Here is a 2,219-nt window from a genome sequence, read left to right as displayed (position 1 = left end):
GACCTTTGTCGACGACCACGCCATCACCGCCGCCCACTTCACGGCGATTGGCGCGCTGAGCGATGTCACGCTCATGTATTTCGATTGGCAAAAGAAGGACTATCAGCCGATCCCGGTGCCGGATCAGGTCGAGGTGGCCTCGATGATCGGCGATGTGGCGGAAGCGCCTTCCGGCAAGGCTGCGCTTCACATTCATCTTGTCATTGGCAAGTGCGATGGCACGGCCATGGCAGGTCACCTTGGCAAGGCGCTCGTGCGGCCCACACTCGAAGTGATCCTGACGGAGTCGCCTGTCCACCTGCGCAAGAAAAAGGATCCGCAGAGCGGCCTCGCGCTGATCCATCCGCAAGCGTGAACCGGAGAACGCCGGCCGCTACCCCATCGAGCACGCAAGTGTATAATTCGCAGGCCGCGTTACTCTAAACGCGTCGCCGCGAATGCCCGCGAGCTGCCGGGCAAAGGGGGAAGGCCATGACTCGCTCAAGCGACGAGAACAAGCGCGACGCCAATGCAAGCGAAATCAGCCGTCGCGGGGTGATGGCCCTCACCGCAGCGGCGGGCGCGACTGCGGCTCTCGGCCCGCCGGCGATGGCGCAAACCGGCGCCGCGAATGCCAGGCCCGCCGACCTGGTGCTGATCAACGGCCGTATCCACACGATGGATAACGCGAGCACCGTTACGGACGCCGTGGCGATCCGCAATGGCCGCTTCGTTGCGATCGGGGCTGACGCGGCGGCGATGGCGGCCACCGCGGCGAGGACCGTCAACCTCGGCGGCAAGACCGCATTTCCCGGCATCATCGAGCCGCACTGTCACGTCGTCAGCGTCTACAACAGACCGGGCTATCACACGATCCTCGAAAACACGGCGAACCTCGCGGAGGTTCAGAAGGCGCTTGCCGAGCGGCGCAAGACCGTTCCCGCCGACGGATGGATCACGTCGATGGGCGGGTTTCATCCGAACCAATGGTCGGACATCAAAGTGCTGCCGACACGCGAACAGCTCGATCAGGCCGTGCCGGACCGGCCGGTGTTTCTCTACACGCGCTTCACCGGCCCTGCCGTCACCAACAGCATGGGCAAGAAGTTGTTTGACGAGTGGGACAAGACGCCCGCACATCCCGACATCGTTCCGGTCGCCGTCGCAGAAGACGGCCTGATCAAGGACGGCGGCTTCGGCAAGGTCACACCGGCAACCAGCGCGCTGTTCCTGCTGCGCTCGCGAACCACGTTCGACGACAAGCTGCGCACCACGATGGAAACGCAGCGCTACGCGGCGAGGCTCGGGCTCACGACGATGGGCGACAAGGTTCTGTTCCCGACACCAGGCCCGCTGCATCCGATTCAGGTTTTGTCCAATCTCGATCAGTACCGGATGTACGATCCCCTCCTCGAGATCGACCGTCAGGGCAAGTCGATCAGCAGGATCGAGATCAGCTTCCTGCATCATCAGGGATTCATCCCGGCGCTGGGCGACATGGCGAACCAGCTTCCGGAATTGCGCGCGCGCCTGCGCAACCAGTTTCCGAATTTCGGCAGCGAGATGGTCTCAACCGGCGGCATCGGCGAATGGGCCGCGCCGGTCAACGTCGATCGCTCGACGCCCGGCGGTCAGGTCTGGTTCGAGGCGCAGCGGCTTGTGGCCGAGGCCGGTTGGCGCAACGAGAACGCTGTCTCGAATGCCAAGGAATTCGAAGGCGTCGTGCAGGCGTGGGAAGAACTTGCGGCCAAGGGTTACGACATCAAGGACAAGCGCTACATCATCCATCACGCTGACGGTGCGACGCCGGAACTCCTCGCACGCGCGAAGGCGCTGGGCGCCGGTGTCGCGATGGCTGCGTTCCGCTGGGTCGTCTCGAACGACGGCAAGCCGGCGGGCGTGCCGTTCCGCACCATCCTCGACAGCGGCGTGAGGGCGGGCCTTCAGGGCGATGGCGTACACATCTCGCCGCTCAATCCGTGGGCGCACATGCAGTACGTGATCACGGGTCTGAACTCACTCGGCCAGCAAGTGAACGACGGCCAGCGGCTCAATCGTGCAGAGACAATCCGTCTGTTCACGCGCGAGAATGCCTGGTTCCTGCTTAGAGGGAGCGAGATCGGCACGATCGAGGCCGGCAAGCGCGCCGACGTTGCAGTGCTCGACCGTGACTATTTCACCGTGCCCGATCAGGAAATTCGGAATATTCGCTCGGCAATGACCGTGGTCGGAGGCAACAT

At 63.7% G+C, this 2,219-nt stretch carries 2 protein-coding genes; both read left to right on the top strand.

The genetic code is table 11. From position 1 onward, the window contains the following. The first annotated feature begins 22 nt into the window (after positions 1–22). Positions 23–355 (top strand): PPC domain-containing DNA-binding protein, encoded by a 333-nt coding sequence (locus tag JOY90_RS09155; protein ID WP_291690820.1) that lies wholly within the window; start codon positions 23–25, stop codon positions 353–355. A gap of 116 nt (positions 356–471) precedes the next feature. Next, positions 472–2,219, top strand: a 1,748-nt coding sequence (locus tag JOY90_RS09150) for an amidohydrolase (protein WP_291690819.1), incomplete at its 3' end; no start/stop codon positions are given.

Source organism: Bradyrhizobium sp., assembly GCF_019242285.1.
Classification (GTDB): domain Bacteria; phylum Pseudomonadota; class Alphaproteobacteria; order Rhizobiales; family Xanthobacteraceae; genus Bradyrhizobium.
The sequence above is the reverse complement of the archived record's forward strand: the minus strand, read 5'-3'. Positions and strand labels throughout refer to the sequence as shown.